This window comes from Streptomyces sp. PA03-5A (genome assembly GCF_033792725.1).
Classification (GTDB): Bacteria; Actinomycetota; Actinomycetes; order Streptomycetales; family Streptomycetaceae; genus Actinacidiphila.
The window spans coordinates 244668-261190 of the sequence record NZ_JARAVL010000002.1; the positions used below are offsets into that span (position 1 = coordinate 244668).

The following is a 16523-nucleotide window of genomic DNA, read 5'->3' on the forward strand; positions in this document are numbered from 1 at the left end:
AGGATCAGGTCTTGTTGCGGAACCTCGCCACCGCCAGCGGCGCACTGATCACCGTGATGCCCACGGCCCACATCAGCGTCATCATCGCCGAGTGCGCGACCGCACCGCCGTTGATCAGGTTGCGGGAGGCGTCGGCGAGGTTGGACAGCGGGTTGTAGCGGGTGAAGGCCTCCAGCCAGCCCGGCATGGTCGTGGGCTTGGCGAAGATCGAGCTCCCGAACTGCAGCGGCAGGACGACGATCATGGCGAGTCCCTGGACGGACTGGGGGGTCCGGGCGACCAGACCCAGGAGGATGAAGACCCACATCAGCGAGGCCCCGAAGGTCAGCGACAGCACCACCGCGCCCACCAGCCCGAACACACCGTTGTCCACGTGCAGTCCGAGGATGAAGCCCATCACGAGGAGGATCACCGTGGCGACCAGCGCCCGGCCGATCTCCACCACGATCTTCGCGATCAGCACGGAGGAGCGGGCGATGGGCATCGTGCGGAAGCGGTCCATCACCCCGGTCTTGAAGTCCGAGTTGACGCCCGTGCCGACGGCCATGGCGATGTTCATGCCCATCATGGCCATCAGGCCGGGCACCATGTAGTTGACGTACTTCTCCTGGCTGCCCTCGAGCGCGCCGCCGAAGACGTACACGAACAGCAGCGTGAAGACGATCGGCATCAGCAGCGCGTCGAACATCGACTCCGGGTCCTGCCGGATCTGCAGGACGTTGCGCCGCACGAGGGCGCCGATGTGCCGGAGGTTGGCGCGCAGCCCGATCCGCGGATCGGCGGTGGCGGCCTTGGTGTTCCCCGCGGGGACGGTGACGGCGGTCATGCCGCGAGCTCCTCTCGGTCCCGGGTGCCGCTGCCGCGCGTGACGGCCAGGAACACCTCGTCCAGGCTGGGCAGATGGGTGTCGATGCCGGCGATGGCGAAGCCGTGCGCGCCGAGCGCGGCCACGACGTCCGTCAGCTGCTCGTCGCTGAGGATGGGCACGTTGAGCACCCCGCCCGCGTGGTCCGGCACGGCCTGCGTCCCCGTGCCGAGCGCCGTCGCCATCGCGTCCAGCTCCCCGGGGTCCACCGGCCTCACCTGCAGGGTCCGGCCGCCGACCTTCGCCTTCAGTTCCTCGACCCGGCCGCCGGCGATCACCCGGCCGCGGTCGATGACCGTCAGCTCGTGCGCGAGCTTCTCGGCCTCCTCCATGTACTGCGTGGTCAGCAGCACGGTCGAGCCGTCCGCGACCATGTTCTGCACCTCGTCCCACACCTCGTTGCGGGTGCGGGGGTCCAGGCCGGTGGTCGGCTCGTCCAGGTACAGCACCGCCGGGCGGCCGATCATCGACGCCGCCAGGTCCAGGCGGCGGCGCATGCCGCCGGAGTACTCCTTGGCGGGCTTGCGGGCGGCGTCCGTCAGCGAGAACCGCTCCAGCAGCTCGTCCGCCCTGCTCCGCGCGTCCCGCCGGGACAGGTCCAGCAGCCTGCCGATCATGTAGAGGTTCTCGCGGCCCGACAGGGACTCGTCGACCGACGCGTACTGCCCGGTCAGCCCGATCACCCGGCGCAGCTGCCGGGGCTGCGCCACCACGTCGTAACCGGCCACCATCGCCGTGCCGGCGTCCGGCCGGATCAGCGTGGACAGGATCCGCACCAACGTCGTCTTCCCGGCGCCGTTCGGCCCCAGCACGCCGAGCACGGTCCCCTGCCGCACGTCCAGGTCCACCCCGTCGAGGGCCTTCGTCTCCCCGTAGCGCTTCACGAGCCCCCGCACCCTGACGGCGGCGTCCGCGCTCTTGGCATCTCGTTGTGTCATGCCGCCACGGTCGCGCGCCTCACCGACACGGCGCCGACATATCGCTGACAGCCTCACCGACACGGTGCCGACGCGCCCCCGGCCGCCGACGCGACGCCACCGGAGAACGCCCGAGGGGGGACGCGCACCTCGCGTCCCCCCTCGGGCATCGGCCCTTCAGTGCCTACGTGGTGACCGACACCAGCCGCTGCCCCTGGGACGTGACGACGTCGAACCGTGAGATGGAGTCCGGCTGCATCCCCGCCGACCCGTCCAGCGTGAGCGGGTTGGGCTGGTCGGAGGTGCCGTAGCCGGCCGTCGGGACGCTCCAGGTGCCGACCGTCTGCTGGGAGCCGTCCTTGCCGACGACGACCAGGCGGCAGGTCAGCGGGCCCTGGACCCCGGCGAGGGTGAGGCCGACCTCGCTGCCCCACTTCTTCTCGTTGACACCGACCGTCGCCTTGACGCCCGTGGAGTTGTCGGTGCCCTTGAACTGCTCCGCGTAGACCCTGGCCTGGGCGTCGTCGGAGCCGCCGCCGGAGGCGAGCACCGCGACGGTGGGGCCCGCCACGATCAGCGCCACCGAGGCGGCGAGCGCGAACATCCTGCGCCGGGCGCGGGTCTTGCGGTCGTCCGACACCTTGCCGAGCAGACGTCCGAGCACCTTGTCGCCACTGGGCGGGAGGGGCACTCCGGCGCCGGCGGGAGCGAGTTCGGCGAGTACCGGCACGAGGCCGCTCAGCTCGTCGAGCTGCTGTCCGCACTGGTGGCAGATGGCGAGATGTTCCTCGAAGCGCGCCATGTCGGCGTCGTCGAGCACGCCGAGGACGTACGCCCCGACGTCGACGTGCGGGTCGTGGGGGGTACCTGCCCCGGAGCCGTAACCGTAGACCGTCACGAGGTGGTCACACCCCTTTCCTCAAGAGCGATTTTCAGGGAGCGGAGGGCGTAGAAGACGCGTGAGCGCACGGTGCCGGGCGGTACCCCCAGCGCCGCCGCGGCCTCGTTGACCGTCCGGCCCTTGAAGTACGTTTCGATCAGCACCTGGCGGTGGGCCTCGGTGAGATCATCCAGTGCGTCGGAGATCGTCATCAGCCTCAGGGAGCGTTCGAGTTCGTCCTCGGCCGGGAGTTGGTCGAGGGCGGCCGGGGAGGCCTCCGGGGGCCGTGCCTGACGGCTGCGGTGGCCGTCGATCACGATCCGCCGGGCGACCGTCACCAACCAGGGCCGCAGGGAACGGGCGCCCGGGTCGAGCCGGGACGCGCTCTTCCACGCGCGCAGCAGGGTCTCCTGCACGACGTCCTCGGCCAGGTAGCGGTCACCGCCGACCAGCCGAAGAACGTATGCGAAGAGCGCACCCGCGTGTTCGCGGTAGAGCGCCCGCATGAGGTCCTCTTCGGGGACCCCACCTGAGCGATGGTCGGCCACGAGCGCATCCTGCCCTACTGATCGCTGGGGGTCGAGTCCTCTCAATGCCTGCTGTCCCATCAGTACCCGTCTGACCCGTTCTCGGAGGAGGCGCTCTTCGGCTGCGCGGGCGCCCCGGCCTTCTCGCCGTCCGGGGTGGCCGCGTACCAGGTGCGGTTCGCGCCCTGGCCCTTGGTGTCGCCCGGGTTCTTGTCGCCCGCGAAGTGGTAGAGCGGCATTCCGTTGAGCGTGAGCTGCATCGTGCCGTCGGGGCGCTTCACGCTGCCGACCAGGTTCTGGTCCACGCCCTGCACCTGGGTGTCCGAGACCGCGGCGGCCGGCAGCCACTGGGTCGCGCACTCGCCGGTGCAGTTCGAGGTCGGCGGGTTGGGCTTGTCCTGCTCGAAGCGGTACAGCACCCAGCCCTTCTCGTCGGTGACCAGCTTGCCGAGCTGGGCGTTGTCGACGGTCCGGAGGCCGGGCGCCGGTGCGGGCTGCGACGCCTGGATCGCGCCCACCGGGGGACTGGCATTGTCGACGCCCGCGTTGCAGGCGGTGGCGACGATCAGCGCGGCGGAGGCGAATGCCCCCGCCCCCACCGATCGGCGCAACTTCGGAACGTTCATGCCACGGCCCCCGGCACTTCTCGTCGGTGCTCCGCCCCTGGTGGGCGGTTGCCCACTCATACGGGGGTGAGGGCCGGTGTACTCAACGTCCTCAGAAAAAACTTCCGCCCCGGGGAGGGGGTGCCCGGGGCGGAAGCCGGCGGTGGGTCGCACCGCCTCAGGGGGAAGTCGCGCGTGGCGCCGCGACAGGTCGTCCGAGGGTCAGTGGAAGCTGTGCTCCGGAGCCGGGTAGGCACCGCCCACGACGTCCTCGGCGAAGGCCTTGGCCGCACCGCCGAGGGTCTCGCGCAGCGCCGCGTACTGCTTGACGAAGCGCGGCACCCGGCCGCCGGTCATCCCGGCGAAGTCCGTCCAGACCAGCACCTGGGCGTCGCACTCCACGCCCGCGCCGATGCCGACCGTCGGGATGTGCAGGATCCGGGTGACCTCCGCGGCCAGCTCGGCCGGGACCAGCTCCAGCACGACTGCGAAGGCGCCGGCGTTCTGCACGGCCTTGGCGTCGCGCAGCAGCTGCTGGGCGGCCTCCTCGCCGCGGCCCTGGACCGGGTAGCCACCGAAGGCGTTGACCGACTGCGGGGTGAGGCCGATGTGGGCCATCACGGGGATGCCGGCCTGGACGAGCAGGTCGATCTGCTGGGCGGAGCGCTCGCCGCCCTCCAGCTTCACGGCGCCCACCCCGGCCTCCTTGACCAGCCGGGTCGCGCTGCGCAGCGCCTGCGTCGGACCCTCCTGGTACGAGCCGAACGGCAGGTCGCCGATGACCATCGCGCGCTTGGTGCCGCGCACCACGGCCGCGGACAGCATCGTCATCTCGTCCAGCGTGACCGGGACGGTGCTCTCGTAGCCGAGGTGACAGTTGCCCATCGAGTCGCCGACCAGCAGCACGGGGATGCCGGCCTCGTCGAAGACCGAGGCGGTCATGGCGTCGTAGGCGGTGAGCATGGGCCACTTCTCGCCGCGCTCCTTGGCGGCGGCGATGTCCCGGACGGTGATCCGCCGTGTCCCCTTGCCGCCGTACAGCGCCTTGCTGCTGTCGGGAGCGGGCTGGGCGGGCGTCTGGGCAGCCGGAACGGCATGCGTCATTGCAACTGCTCCTTGTGTCATCTCGAGGCGCCCTGACGGCGTCCCCGGACCGATTCCATGCTGACACGCGCCGCCGTCCGCGCAAAGGGGGGCGTCCGTCACTGCCCCTTTTGCCGAGGTTTTACAATACGAGACGGTCCCGTATCGGAAATCGGGTCTACGTTGACGGCATGCCCGCCGACACAGCCCAGCCGCAGAGCCCCAGCGTCCCGGAGGCGGTCCACCGCCGCCGCTGGGGGATCCTGACCGTCCTGCTGTTCAGCCTCCTCGTGGTGGTCCTGGACAACTCGATCCTCAACGTCGCGATGAAGACCATCGCCGAGCCCGCCCCGACCGGCCTGGGTGCCACCCAGAGCCAGCTGGAGTGGGCGATCAACTCCTACACACTGGTCTTCGCCGGTCTGCTGTTCACCGCGGGCCTGCTCGGCGACCGCCTCGGCCGCAAGAAGGTGCTCCTGTTCGGCATGGCCGTCTTCGGCGTCGGATCGGTGCTCTCGGCCTTCGCCGGGTCCTCCGGCGAGCTGATCACCTTCCGCGCGGTCATGGGCTTCGGCGGCGCCTTCGTGATGCCCGCGACGCTCGCCATCATCATCAACGTCTTCGAGCGCGAGGAGCAGCCCAAGGCGATCGGCATCTGGACCGGTGCGGTGGGCCTGGCGATAGCCATCGGCCCGGTCACCGGCGGACTGCTCCTCGACCACTTCTGGTGGGGCTCGGTCTTCCTGGTGAACGTGCCGATCATCGCCGTCGCCCTGGTCGCGATGGTGCTCATCGTCCCCGACTCCCGCGACCCACGGCCGGGCCGCCTCGACCCCGTCGGCGTGCTGCTGTCCATCGTCGGCCTGGTGCTGCTGGTGTACGGCATCATCAAGGGCGGCCAGCTCGCCGACTTCACCGCCCCCACGCCCCTGGCGGCCATCATCGGCGGCCTCGTGGTCCTCGGCGCCTTCGTCTGGCACGAGGCCCGCAGCAGCCACCCCGCCTTCGACGTCTCCTACTTCCGCAACCCGACCTTCTCGGCCTCGGTCTCCGCGATCGGCCTGGTCTTCTTCGCGCTCATGGGCGTGACCTTCTTCATGGTCTTCTACACCCAGAGCGTGCGCGGCTACAGCGCCCTGGACTCCGGCCTGCTGCTGCTCCCGCTCGCCGTCGCCCAGCTCGTCTTCGCGCCCCGTGCCCGGCTGGTCGTCGACCGGATCGGCGCCCGCCTCACCTGCGCCGCCGGGCTCGCGCTGATAGCGCTCAGCTTCCTCGGCTTCCAGCTGCTCGACGCCGACACCCCGATCTGGCAGCTGGAGGTGCTGTTCTTCCTCATGGGCACGGCCATGGCCCACGTGATGCCGCCCGCGACCGTCGCCATCATGTCCTCCCTGCCGCGCGAGAAGGCCGGCTCCGGCTCCGCCGTCAACAACACCTTCCGGCAGGTCGGCGGCGCGCTCGGCGTTGCGGTGCTGGGCTCGCTGATGTCGACGGTCTACCGTGACGGCATCGCGGACCACCTGACGGGCCTCCCCGCCGACGTGCAGCACCGGGCCGGCGAGTCCATCGAGGCCACGCGCGCCGTGGCCGAGAGCATGGGTCCCGCGGGCAAGGCGCTGCTCGCCCCGGCCACCGACGCCTTCCTCGACGCCATGCACGTCACCGCCTACGTCGCGAGCGGTGTCGCGCTGCTCGGCATGCTCGTCGTCGTGGTCTTCCTGCCCGGCAAGACCGCCGGGGGGCGTCCCGCTGGCGGAGAGGAACGCGAGGTCAGCCCGGTGGGGGCGGAGCGGTGACCGGCACCCGGGCGGTGACGGAACCCGGCGGCGACACGGTCCCCGGGCCCGCCGGGCGCCTCCCGCGCGGCCGTCCGCGCAGCGCCGCCGCCGACACCGCGATCATCGAGGCCGTCCTCAGCATGCTGGAGGAGGGCGCCACGATCGGGGAGCTGTCGATGGAGCGCATCGCCCGCGCCGCCGGCGTCGGCAAGGCCACCGTCTACCGGCGCTGGGCGGGCAAGAACGCGCTGATGCTCGACGTCATGAAGTCCGTCGACGAGCAGACCCCGCGGCTCGCCGGCCGCTCGGTCCGCGACGACCTGGTCACCTGCGTCGAATTCATACGGCGCAGGGCCCTGGTCAAGCGCTCCTCCGCCCTGCTGCGCAACGTCCTCGCCCAGGTGCAGAACGAGCCGGAACTGTGGGCCGCCTACCACGACACCGTCATCGCGGCCCGGCGCGCCCAGGTCCGCGAGGTCCTGGGCCGGGGCATCCGCAGCGGCGAACTCCGCGACGACATCGACCCGGAACTCCTCGGGGACCTCTTCATCGGCCCCATGCTGTCGCGTTCGATGCTGCGGCCGGACGCGGCACTGCCGGAGGGGCTGTCGGAGCTGATCGTCGACTCGGTGCTGCAGGGCGTCCGCGCCGGGCGCTGAACGCCTGGGGGAACAAGGGGGAATGTCCTGATTCTGTCACAGGGTGCCCTTTCGCCGGGCGGCGGGGGAACCTGTCGCCCGGCGAGTCCCGTCCTCCGGGCGTCGATCGCCTATGGTCGACTGAGCACCTGGCAAGACAGTGAGGACTCCCCCCATGGCTCAGGCGTACGACGCGGACGTGACCACCGACGGCGGTACCAGGCCGCAGGGTTCGGGTGCGAACGGACGTTTCGGACGCTTCCGGCGGTTCTGGTCCTTCGGCGACCGCATGTGGCGGCGGGGGATCGTCACGGCCGTACTGGCCCTCGCCATCGCCGTGGTGATGGCCTTTCACGGCGCGGTGCCCAACCGGATCGGCAACCTGGGCAGCCTGCTGGAGACCTTCCTGCCCTGGCTCGGGCTCGCGCTCCCGGTGCTGCTGGTGGTCGGCGTGCTGCGGCGCTCGGCGACCGCGCTGATCGCCGTCCTGCTGCCGATCGTGGTGTGGCTGCACTTCTTCGGCGGGCTCCTCACGGACAAGGACGCCGGTGGGGGCGACCTCACCGTGCTGACCCACAACGTCAACGCCGACAACCCCGACCCCGCCCGCACCGCGCAGGACCTCATCGGCTCCGGTGCCGACCTCGTCGCGCTGGAGGAGATCCCCGCCGGGAAGGTCTCCGTCTACAAGTCCGGGCTCAAGGCCCGCTACCCGTACAGCGCCGTGCTGGGCACCGTCGGGCTGTGGAGCAGGTACCCCCTCGGCCAGGTGCGGCCGGTGGACATCCGGCTCGGCTGGACCCGCGCCCTGCGCGCCACCGCCACCACGCCGCACGGGAAGGTCGCGGTCTACGTCGCGCACCTGCCCTCGGTGCGGGTCAAGTTCAACGCGGGCTTCACCGCCGGCGAGCGCGACCGCAGCGCCGACGCGCTCGGCGAGGCCGTCGCGGACGAGAAGCTGCCCGACGTCATCCTCATGGGCGACCTCAACGGCACGATGAACGACCGCGCGCTCGCCAACATCACCTCCCAGATGCGGTCCACGCAGGGCGCCGCGGGCGACGGCTTCGGCTTCAGCTGGCCGGCCGGCTTCCCGACCGCCCGCATCGACCAGATCCTCGTCAGGGGCCTGGAGCCGACCGCCTCCTGGGTGCTGCCCGCGACGGGCAGCGACCACCGCCCGGTGGCGGCGAAGGTAGCACTCCCGTAACGAGTTCTTCGCCCACGGGAAGAACGGGCCGGGCAGACTTTGTTCCGCAGTTAAACTAATAACTGCTCCCGACCCTGCCCCGGAAAGGCCTGTCATGCCTCTCGCCCTGCTCGCACTGGCGATCAGCGCATTCGGCATCGGTACGACGGAGTTCGTGATCATGGGCCTGCTGCCCGACGTCGCGGACGACCTGCAGACCTCCATCCCGACCGCCGGCTACCTCGTCTCCGGCTACGCCCTCGGGGTCGTCATCGGCGCCCCGCTCCTGGCCGCGGTCACCACGCGGATGCCGCGCAAGGCCCTCCTCCTGTCCCTCATGGCCCTGTTCACCGTCGGCAACACGCTCTCCGCCCTCGCCCCGGGCTTCGGCTGGCTGCTCGCCGGGCGCGTGCTGTCCGGACTCCCGCACGGCGCCTTCTTCGGCGTCGGCGCGGTCGTCGCCGCGGGCATGGTCGACCCCGCGCGCAAGGCCCGCGCCGTCTCCCTGATGATCGCCGGGCTCACCGTCGCGAACATCGTCGGCGTCCCCGCCGCGACCCTCCTCGGCCAGCACCTCGGCTGGCGCGCCACCTTCCTCGCCGTCGGCATCATCGGCCTCGCCGCCATCGCCGGCATCGCCCTTCTCGTGCCCCGCATCCCCCTCGCCCCGGGCGGCGGCCTGCGCCGGGAACTGTCGGCCTTCCGCAGCGGGCAGGTCTGGCTGGCGCTGGGCACCACGATCTTCGGTTTCGCCGCGGTCTTCGCGGTCTACAGCTACGTCACGCCGATGCTCACGCAGGTCGCCGGGTTCGGGGAGAGCAGCGTCACGCTGGTGCTCGCCCTCTTCGGCGTCGGCGCGACGATCGGCAACCTCCTCGGCGGCCGCCTCGCCGACCGCGCCCTGCGGCCCGCGCTGCTCGGCGGGCTCGGCGCGCTCGCGGTCGTCCTGCTGCTGTTCACGGTCGCCGCGCACGCCCGCTGGAGCGCGGCGCTCACGGTCGTCCTGCTCGGGATCGCGGCGTTCGCGACGGGGTCGCCCATGATGATGCTCGTCATGGAGAAGGCCCGGCACGCCCCCGCGCTGGCCTCCTCCGCGAACCAGGCCGCGTTCAACCTGGCCAACGCGGGCGGTGCCTGGCTCGGCGGGGTCGTCCTCGCGCACGGCCTCGGCTACACCGCCCCGGCGGTGGCGGGCGCGGTGCTGGCGGTCACGGGGCTCGCGATCGCGACGGTCGCGGGCCTGTGGGAGCGGCGCGCGGGCTCCGATGCGGGGTCCTCTTTGTCCCGGGTCGTCGTGTCCGGGCAGCCGCCCGCGGTGCGGGAGCGCGTGCGCTGACCTGGCCCGTGCCTCGTGTGCGGCGCCGTTGTGGTTGCGGTTGGGGTTTCTCCCCCGCCCTCCCTCCCCCAGCCTTCGGCCGGGGGAGGGAGGGCGGGCGGGGGACAGCCCGCCGCAGGCGCAAACAACCTGCACACAACCACCGGGCAGCCCGGCGCAGCCGCCCGCACACAACCACCGGGCCGCAACCACAACCCCCGGGCACTCGCTACGCGTGCTCGCGCCAGCGGTTCGTGATGGGGAGCCTCCGATCCTTCCCGAACCCCTTCGCGGAGATCTTCGTCCCCGGCGGATACTGCCTCCGCTTGTACTCCGCCGTGTCCACCATCCGCAGCACCTTCGCCACGAGCTCCCCGTCGAACCCGGCGGCGACGATCGCATCGCGCCCCTTGTCCTGGTCGACGTACATCGCCAGCACCCGGTCCAGGACGTCGTAGTCCGGCAGGGAGTCCGTGTCGACCTGGCCCGGTCGCAGCTCCGCGCTGGGCGGCTTGGAGATGGAGTTCTCGGGGATGGGCGGGGTCTGGCCCCGCTCCGCCGCGGCCTGGTTGCGCCACTGCGCGAGGCGGAAGACGGTCGTCTTGTAGACGTCCTTGATGGGCCCGTACGCGCCGACCGAGTCGCCGTACAGCGTGGAGTAGCCGACCGCGAGCTCGCTCTTGTTGCCCGGGGCGAGGACGATGTGCCCCTCCTGGTTGGAGATGGCCATGAGCATCGTGCCGCGCAGCCGGGACTGCAGGTTCTCCTCCGCCAGTCCGGTCAGCCCCAGGGAGCCCATGTAGGCGTCGAACATCGGGGCAATCGGCACGGTGCGGAAGTTGAGCCCGGTCCGCCGGGCCAGTTCGGCGGCGTCGTCCTTGGAGTGGTCGGAGGAGTACCGCGACGGCATGGAGACGCCGTAGACGTTGGCCGCCCCGACCGCGTCGCAGGCGATGGCCGCGACCAGGGCGGAGTCGATGCCGCCGGAGAGGCCGATCAGCACGGAGCGGAAGCCGTTCTTGGCGACGTACGCCCGCAGGCCGACGACCAGCGCGGTGTAGACCTCCTCGTCGTCGCCCAGCCGCGGGGCCTCGCCGCCGTGCACCTCGGGCTCGTACGCGGGGAGCGGCTCGGCGGAGAGGGTGATGTGCTCGATCTCCAGGCCGTCGTCGGCGATGCCGCCCGGCACCTTGGTGGCGTCCGCGGCGGGCAGGTCGAGGTCGACCAGGACGCAACCCTCCTCGAACTGCGGGGCGCGTGCGATCACCTCACCGTCCTCGGAGACGACGATCGAGTCGCCGTCGAAGACGAGCTCGTCCTGCCCGCCGATCATGGCGAGGTAGGCGAGGGTGCAGCCGGCCTCCTGGGCGCGCTTGCGCACCAGGTCCAGGCGGGTGTCGTCCTTGGCGACCTCGTAGGGGGAGGCGTTGACGGAGAGCAGCAGACCGGCGCCGGCGGTGCGGGTGGCGGGCACCCGGCCGCCGTCCTGCCACAGGTCCTCGCAGATGGCGAGGGCGACGTCGACCCCGTGCACCCGGATCACCGGGAGGGTGTCGCCGGGCACGAAGTAGCGGAACTCGTCGAAGACGCCGTAGTTCGGCAGGTGGTGCTTGGCGAACTTCAGCACGACCTTCCCGCCGTGCAGCACGGCGGCGGCGTTGCGCGGTGAGCCCGCGGGCTGGCCGTAGCGGGGCTGGGCCTTCTCGCTGCGGTCGAGGTAGCCGAGGACCACCGGCAGCTCTCCGGAGCCCTCGGCCGCCAGGCGCTCGGCGAGGGCCTCCAGGGCGACACGGCTGGCTTCGACGAAGGAGGAGCGCAGGGCGAGGTCCTCCACGGGGTACCCGGTCAGCGCCATCTCCGGGAAGGCCACGAGGTGGGCTCCCTGTTCGGCCGCGTGCCGGGTCCAGCGCACGACCGACTCCGCGTTCCCGGCGAGGTCGCCGACGGTGGAGTCGATCTGATTCAGGGCGAGGCGAAGTTGAGGCACGCCGCCCAGTGTAATCGTCAAACCGACGCGATGTCGTGGGCGACGCCTGTGGGGTCGCGCACTCGGCCCGGGAAGCCGTGGCGGACGGGCCTTTCCGGGGTCGGCCCCCTGTGTCAAGATCGCAAGGGTGCATCACAATGGTGGCGAGGGGTGTCCGGCGGTCCCGGCCGCCGCCGAAACAGACCGGTAACCCCGTGACGTGATACTGGTCTGGCCCTCGCTCGAGCCGGCACGGACAACAGGCCCCCATGACCTGTGAGGTTGGATAGCTATGGATAAGCAGCAGGAGTTCGTGCTCCGTACCCTCGAAGAACGCGACATCCGATTCGTGCGGCTGTGGTTCACCGACGTGCTGGGCTACCTCAAGTCGGTCGCCGTGGCGCCTGCCGAGCTGGAGCAGGCCTTCGACGAGGGCATCGGCTTCGACGGGTCGGCGATCGAGGGCTTCGCGCGGGTGTACGAGTCGGACATGATCGCCAAGCCCGATCCCGGCACCTTCCAGATCCTCCCGTGGCGCGCCGAGGCGCCCGGCACCGCCCGGATGTTCTGCGACATCCTCATGCCGGACGGCTCCCCGTCGTACGCCGACCCCCGCTTCGTCCTCAAGCGGTCCCTGGCCAAGGCCTCCGACCTCGGGTTCACCTTCTACACGCACCCCGAGATCGAGTTCTTCCTGCTGAAGAACCTGCCGCTGGACGGCAGCGTGCCGCTGCCCGCCGACAACTCCGGCTACTTCGACCACACCCCGCAGAACGTGGGCCAGGACTTCCGCCGCCAGGCCATCACGATGCTGGAGTCGATGGGCATCTCGGTGGAGTTCTCCCACCACGAGGGTGCCCCCGGCCAGCAGGAGATCGACCTGCGCTACGCGGACGCGCTGTCCACCGCCGACAACATCATGACCTTCCGCCTGGTCATGAAGCAGGTCGCGCTGGAGCAGGGCGTGAACGCCACGTTCATGCCCAAGCCCTTCAGCCAGCACCCCGGCTCCGGCATGCACACGCACCTGTCCCTCTTCGAGGGCGACCGCAACGCCTTCCACGAGTCCGGCGCCGAGTACCAGCTGTCGAAGGTCGGCCGCTCCTTCATCGCGGGCCTGCTGCGGCACGCCGACGAGATCTCCGCGGTGACCAACCAGTGGGTCAACTCGTACAAGCGCATCTGGGGCGGCGCCAACCGCACCGCGGGCGCCGGCGGCGAGGCCCCGTCGTACATCTGCTGGGGCCACAACAACCGGTCCGCGCTCATCCGCGTCCCGATGTACAAGCCCGGCAAGACCGGCTCCACCCGGGTCGAGGTCCGCTCCATCGACTCCGGTGCCAACCCGTACCTCACCTACGCCGTCCTGCTGGCCGCCGGCCTCAAGGGCATCGAGGAGGGCTACGAGCTCCCGCCCGGCGCCGACGACGACGTATGGGCCCTCTCCGACGGCGAGCGCCGCGCCCTCGGCATCCAGCCCCTCCCGCAGAACCTCGGCGAGGCCATCTCCCTCATGGAGCGCAGCGAACTGGTCGCCGAGACGCTCGGGGAGCACGTCTTCGACTTCTTCCTGCGCAACAAGAAGCAGGAGTGGGAGGAGTACCGCTCCGAGGTCACGGCCTTCGAGCTCCGCAAGAACCTCCCGAACCTGTAGCCGCAGGCCAGCGGGGTCTTCTCGGTACGACCTGATCCGGGCCGGCAGCGCGATGCTGCCGGCCCGGAGTCGTCTCTTTCGCTCTGGGCGGTCTGTGGGCCGTCTGGCGCCGGGTGCGCAGCTTCGTAGAGTCTGTCGACGGCCCGGCGTGTCCGTCCCTTGCTGCTCGGCATCAAGTGCGTGTAGACGCGAAGCGTGAACCCCGCCTCGGTGTGACCCAGGTAGCTGCTCAGGGCTTTGACGTTCTCGCCTGCGTCCAGGAGCACGGAGGCGTAGAAGTGCCGCAGCGCGTGCATGCCGTGCTCGCGCGCAGACTCGTACCGGCCGCCGTCCACAGGGTTGGGGATCAGCCCGGCAGCGGCGAGTGCAGGCTTGCAGGCTCGGGTGTTGAAGTCGGTACGGCGGACCGCCCCGCCACCTGGCAGCGAGAAGAACAGCGGTCTGGGCGTCCGCAGAACTGTCTCCCGCCCTCACGGAAGCTGCACTTGAGGACGCCCGACCTTGGCTCTCTGATTCCGACTGACTGCCGCCAGATCCGGCGGGAAGCTCAGCTCGATGCCCTCGCAGCTCAGCGTCCCCGGTGCACGCGTCACCGTAAACGGACGCTGTACAGCAGCGATGTACAGCAACCTCCGCGCCCACGACCAACCATCACCACCCCCAGGCGACTGGTCGGCGTTCCGGGATCGGGCGTGCCAATGCCGTGCCAGGTGAGGCGGTGCCGAACGGGGACCCGCGGCGAACAGCGGTGACGGGGTCGCTTTGCTGCAGGCAGCGTCCGCCCAGGTGAGGCAGGGTCCGCAGCCTTAGCGTTCCAAACTGGTTGTCCACCGCGACCATAGATGGATGAGGCAGACGACCCTGTCCGCACCCCGGGTCCCGTCCTTTACCGTGCGGGCGACCTCATCGGGCAACAGCCTATGCGGCCGACGTGCACTCCATCCCAGCCCGTGCCCCAGGCGTGCCCGATCGCACGGGAAACCGCGGGGAACCGCGGTGCCATCGAGCACGAAGAAGGGGCACCCCCGTGTCTCGGGGCACCCCTTCTGTCTAGCGCCTTCGTCGGCCTACTGCGGAGAGTGTGGGATTTGAACCCACGGTGACATCGATGCCACGACGGTTTTCAAGATCGATGCGCACCATTTTGTGATTGATGTCCACGGGCCATGGTTGCTGGACTGGCGTGACGTCGTCCAACTCTTGCCGGCGCGTGTCATGATCCGGTGCATGGGAACGCTTTTCGGTTATTACACCGCTGCCGACGATCAAGATGCGGGCCGAGCGGTCGTGCGTGTGGATGGCGAGCCTAGCGGTAGCGGGTACGACGGACTCGTGGTGAAGGGCATTGACCCGACTACCGATCTGCTGACTGTCGAGTTTGTCATCACAGGACGACCCGCAGGCGTGATCAAGTCCGACTCTCGGCACGGCCACGTGGTCGCAACGGTGGGGGGCGGTGAGGTTGTCAGCGTGTCGCTCACTGACGCCTTCCGTGACGCACTCGCAACCATCGATCAAGCGTTTCTAGGCGACGTTGCCTACGGCTGGTCCCGCTCGGCCCGCTTCACGACTCCCCCCGACACAGAACATCTTGTCGACTTCCTCCAGCAGTTGGCGGCCCTCGCGAAGCGAGCCGTCGCTCAGGGACACGGCTTGTACTGCTGGATACGTCAGTAGTCCGCGCGGCGCTCGCCGAGAACGGCATCCTGGACGGTGCACACCCGCACCTTGAGGCCGGGATAGGGGTGGAGGGGGAATCCGTAGCCCCGGTCGGGTCTTATTGTTCGGCGGGTTCTTTGACATCCAACGCTGACATCAACGACGGTAGATAACGGCAAGATTGGACGTTCGAGTGCGGGTGAACCGCGGTCAATCAAGGTCGTCGACAAGTGCCGATGCGGCGGCGCAGGCAGCCCGTTGGGGCCGGTCAGGGGGAATCCGATGCCTCTCGTGATTCCCAAGCTCAGGGCTCCGGCCACCGGATATGCGGTGGCCGTCTGACGCGTGGTTCTGTAGCTTGCCCCCATGACCGACAACCGAAGGGGCAATGCCGCGTAGGCGCCCGTCAGCCCTGCGGGGCGACCTCCCTATCCGCCGCTGGAGGCGGCGACGCTACCCGTTCATTGATCGCCTTTCAGGATCTTGCACAGCTGATCTACGTCGGCTAGAGCGGACCCGCTTTTGGCCCGAAGCTACAGAAGAAGCGTTCTGGCACTGGCAGGCTTATGCCGATGGGCCCCTCAGGCAACTTGTAGACCCCCTCTCAGGTCCCGACTGCGGCGTCCATGAGTGCGGGTGTTACGGCGCCGGCTTCCGTGAGCACCTCGAAACTGTGCTTCACGCGCTGCCCAGGAAGAGTGCGCGTGAGTTGCGTGCCCTCGTGCGGGCCCTCGACAGAAAGATTCTGGCAAGGGCCAAGGTCATCCCGGCTGACAGCCTGGACGTGCCATGGTGGGAAGGTCAGCTCTAGGACCATGGCGACCGGCTCGGTTTCCCTCTCATTCAGCCCCGTTCACGGCCGTTCAGTCGAGACTTCCAGCCATCTCCACATCGACAGCCAGCCGCCCATGAACGCAGGTGAACGCCTCCGTACACACCCCACGACCCCACCACCACAGTTGGAAAGCGTGTTGTCTCGGCGTCGCTCGAATCCTGACCCGCTGGAGGCGCTTGTGCTCAGGTCTCGACGCGTACCTGTTCCAGCGCCCACGGCAGTCGCTCGGCCAGTACAGCCCACTCAAAGACCGCCCCTGTCGGAGTGACCACACGCACGATGGCCGTCTGGGGACTCACTGACCAGACTTCCTTGCCGGTGGGCCGCCTTGGGTTCATCGCATTGAGTTCTGTGATCCGGACGATAATCCCGCCCATGGTGATAAGCCCAGGTGACAGCTGCGCGGTGCTGTGCATCCAACGGCTTGACGCCCGGTAGTGGGTGCCGGACAGGACGCGGAGGCCGCATTCGACCTTTCCGTCCTTGGCCAGCCGCTCGCCTCGCCTCTTGATGATGCGGTCTCCGGCCAGACCTCCTAGCAGCCCACCGAGTAGATCTCCCAGCATCGCTCCCCCTTCCAGGCGGTTGTATCGGGAACATGAGCTGTACGCA

At 69.9% G+C, this 16523-nt stretch carries 14 protein-coding genes and 1 pseudogene; 6 read left to right on the forward strand and 9 right to left on the reverse strand.

The features are described from left to right. Window positions 1-4 precede the first annotated feature (4 nt). The 6 genes from PV410_RS03705 to panB form a co-directional block, all read right to left on the reverse strand. A complete protein-coding gene (locus PV410_RS03705; RefSeq protein ID WP_500322265.1) occupies window positions 5-826 on the reverse strand; it encodes an ABC transporter permease in 822 nt (273 codons plus the stop codon). Beyond that, complete coding sequence (locus PV410_RS03710; protein ID WP_500322266.1) at window positions 823-1803, reverse strand: ATP-binding cassette domain-containing protein; 981 nt, start codon at window positions 1801-1803, stop codon at window positions 823-825. The genes PV410_RS03705 and PV410_RS03710 overlap by 4 nt, the downstream gene beginning before the upstream one ends. Window positions 1804-1966: 163 nt before the next feature. Next, complete coding sequence (locus tag PV410_RS03715; protein WP_500322268.1) at window positions 1967-2680, reverse strand: anti-sigma factor family protein; 714 nt, start codon at window positions 2678-2680, stop codon at window positions 1967-1969. Further along, window positions 2677-3270 carry a sigma-70 family RNA polymerase sigma factor gene (locus tag PV410_RS03720; RefSeq protein ID WP_089221762.1) on the reverse strand — a complete coding sequence of 198 codons (594 nt, stop codon included), beginning with the start codon at window positions 3268-3270 and terminating at the stop codon, window positions 2677-2679. Before PV410_RS03720 ends, PV410_RS03715 begins: the two co-directional genes overlap by 4 nt. After that, window positions 3270-3815, reverse strand: a complete 546-nt coding sequence (locus tag PV410_RS03725; protein ID WP_500322269.1) for a hypothetical protein — start codon at window positions 3813-3815, stop codon at window positions 3270-3272. Before PV410_RS03725 ends, PV410_RS03720 begins: the two co-directional genes overlap by 1 nt. A 201-nt stretch (window positions 3816-4016) precedes the next feature. After that, window positions 4017-4898, reverse strand: a complete 882-nt coding sequence (panB, locus tag PV410_RS03730; protein WP_431961130.1) for a 3-methyl-2-oxobutanoate hydroxymethyltransferase — start codon at window positions 4896-4898, stop codon at window positions 4017-4019. A gap of 170 nt (window positions 4899-5068) precedes the next feature. Here panB and PV410_RS03735 point away from each other — a divergent pair, with 170 nt between their 5' ends. From PV410_RS03735 to PV410_RS03750, 4 genes are all read left to right on the forward strand, one after another. After that, on the forward strand, window positions 5069-6673 hold the full coding sequence (locus tag PV410_RS03735; protein WP_500322270.1) for a DHA2 family efflux MFS transporter permease subunit: 1605 nt from the start codon (window positions 5069-5071) through the stop codon (window positions 6671-6673). After that, window positions 6670-7314: a TetR/AcrR family transcriptional regulator gene (locus PV410_RS03740; protein ID WP_500322271.1), complete on the forward strand. Its 645-nt coding sequence runs from the start codon at window positions 6670-6672 to the stop codon at window positions 7312-7314. Before PV410_RS03735 ends, PV410_RS03740 begins: the two co-directional genes overlap by 4 nt. Before the next feature lie 268 nt (window positions 7315-7582). Then, entirely contained in the window at window positions 7583-8503 is a 921-nt protein-coding gene (locus PV410_RS03745) for an endonuclease/exonuclease/phosphatase family protein (RefSeq protein WP_500322401.1), read from the forward strand. Window positions 8504-8597: 94 nt separating this feature from the next. Continuing rightward, window positions 8598-9818 (forward strand): MFS transporter, encoded by a 1221-nt coding sequence (locus PV410_RS03750; RefSeq protein WP_500322273.1) that lies wholly within the window; start codon window positions 8598-8600, stop codon window positions 9816-9818. A 208-nt stretch (window positions 9819-10026) separates the two neighbouring features. Here PV410_RS03750 and PV410_RS03755 read toward each other — a convergent pair whose 3' ends face one another. Continuing rightward, window positions 10027-11784, reverse strand: a complete 1758-nt coding sequence (locus PV410_RS03755) for an NAD+ synthase (protein ID WP_500322274.1) — start codon at window positions 11782-11784, stop codon at window positions 10027-10029. A 271-nt stretch (window positions 11785-12055) separates the two neighbouring features. On the opposite strand from PV410_RS03755, the gene glnA2 reads away from it, so the two are divergent. Further along, entirely contained in the window at window positions 12056-13417 is a 1362-nt protein-coding gene (glnA2, locus tag PV410_RS03760) for a gamma-glutamylpolyamine synthetase GlnA2 (protein ID WP_500322275.1), read from the forward strand. Window positions 13418-13497: 80 nt separating this feature from the next. Here the strand turns inward: glnA2 and PV410_RS03765 are convergent. Next, window positions 13498-13854 (reverse strand): annotated as a pseudogene (locus PV410_RS03765) (site-specific integrase); the annotation flags it as partial. Window positions 13855-14644: 790 nt separating this feature from the next. On the opposite strand from PV410_RS03765, the gene PV410_RS03770 reads away from it, so the two are divergent. Next, entirely contained in the window at window positions 14645-15094 is a 450-nt protein-coding gene (locus PV410_RS03770) for a hypothetical protein (RefSeq protein WP_500322276.1), read from the forward strand. A 999-nt stretch (window positions 15095-16093) separates the two neighbouring features. Here PV410_RS03770 and PV410_RS03775 read toward each other — a convergent pair. Continuing rightward, a complete protein-coding gene (locus PV410_RS03775) occupies window positions 16094-16477 on the reverse strand; it encodes a hypothetical protein (RefSeq protein ID WP_500322278.1) in 384 nt (127 codons plus the stop codon). Between the last annotated feature and the right edge of the window lie 46 nt (window positions 16478-16523).

Coding starts and splice junctions, on each gene's coding strand:
- PV410_RS03710 (WP_500322266.1), bottom strand. CDS start 1,803: ATGACACAACGAGATGCCAAGAGCGCGGACGCCGCCGTCAGGGTGCGG.
- glnA2 (WP_500322275.1), top strand. CDS start 12,056: ATGGATAAGCAGCAGGAGTTCGTGCTCCGTACCCTCGAAGAACGCGAC.
- panB (WP_431961130.1), bottom strand. CDS start 4,898: ATGACGCATGCCGTTCCGGCTGCCCAGACGCCCGCCCAGCCCGCTCCC.
- PV410_RS03775 (WP_500322278.1), bottom strand. CDS start 16,477: ATGCTGGGAGATCTACTCGGTGGGCTGCTAGGAGGTCTGGCCGGAGAC.
- PV410_RS03725 (WP_500322269.1), bottom strand. CDS start 3,815: ATGAACGTTCCGAAGTTGCGCCGATCGGTGGGGGCGGGGGCATTCGCC.
- PV410_RS03720 (WP_089221762.1), bottom strand. CDS start 3,270: ATGGGACAGCAGGCATTGAGAGGACTCGACCCCCAGCGATCAGTAGGG.
- PV410_RS03750 (WP_500322273.1), top strand. CDS start 8,598: ATGCCTCTCGCCCTGCTCGCACTGGCGATCAGCGCATTCGGCATCGGT.
- PV410_RS03745 (WP_500322401.1), top strand. CDS start 7,583: ATGTGGCGGCGGGGGATCGTCACGGCCGTACTGGCCCTCGCCATCGCC.
- PV410_RS03770 (WP_500322276.1), top strand. CDS start 14,645: ATGGGAACGCTTTTCGGTTATTACACCGCTGCCGACGATCAAGATGCG.
- PV410_RS03705 (WP_500322265.1), bottom strand. CDS start 826: ATGACCGCCGTCACCGTCCCCGCGGGGAACACCAAGGCCGCCACCGCC.
- PV410_RS03735 (WP_500322270.1), top strand. CDS start 5,069: ATGCCCGCCGACACAGCCCAGCCGCAGAGCCCCAGCGTCCCGGAGGCG.